The sequence below is a fragment of the Phocaeicola sp. RTP21198st1_B8_RTP21198_201120 genome, assembly GCF_040929485.1.
In the GTDB taxonomy this organism is placed as follows: Bacteria; Bacteroidota; Bacteroidia; order Bacteroidales; family Bacteroidaceae; genus Phocaeicola; species Phocaeicola dorei.
The window spans coordinates 1-785 of sequence record NZ_JBCOCI010000381.1 but is presented as its reverse complement, the minus strand read 5'-3'; the positions used below and the strand labels follow the sequence as shown (position 1 = coordinate 785).

Sequence of the window (785 nt, the reverse complement as noted above, 5' to 3'; positions counted from 1 at the left end):
AGAACTGATATTTCTAAAATCAGATTCAGTATCAGTCACTTTTAAAAACGGTAAGAAGATGTACAACATTACAGGAATGAACCAACTGGTAGAAGCTATCAATATGATTCATATCCTGAATTTTAGTTATGATGGGATTACAGGTATAAGTACTTTGAAGCACGCTAGAAATACACTGGGGTTAACTGCTGATTCAGAAGCGCACGCAGAAGGATTTTTCAAAGGTGGTGCTAATCTGGCTGGCATTATTAAAGTGGAATCCTCATTGACGGCACAACAGAAGCAGGACATTAAAACAGCTTGGAGTAGTGCTTTTAATTCCATTACTGGTACTCCTAATGGCGTGGCTGTAATGGAAGGCAATATGACTTTTCAGCCTATTACGGTGAATCCGTCTGATGCACAATTACTGGAAACCAGACAGTTTAATGTGATTGATATTTGCAGATTCTTCGGTGTGTCACCAGTCAAGGCATTTGATTTGTCCAAGTCCAGTTATAGTACAGTAGAAGCTACTCAATTAGCTTTCTTGACTGATACGCTTTCACCACTACTGGAAAAGATAGAACTGGAATTTGAACGTAAACTATATAAGCCTTCTGAAAGGAATAATATAGATGTGCGTTTTGATACTTCAGTTCTCCTTAGAGCAGATAAGGCAAGTCTGGCTAGCTACTATAATACGCTGTTCCAGATTGGTGTGATTACTCCAAATGAAATCAGGAAGAATCTGGATTTGTCAGCTATTGAAAATGGCGACAAATCATTTGTACAGGTGAATGTAC

General features: G+C 38.3%; 1 protein-coding gene. It reads left to right on the top strand.

What is annotated here, in order from left to right:
• Positions 1 to 785, top strand: a 785-nt coding sequence (locus AB5935_RS26505) for a phage portal protein (protein WP_368327929.1), incomplete at both ends; no start/stop codon positions are given.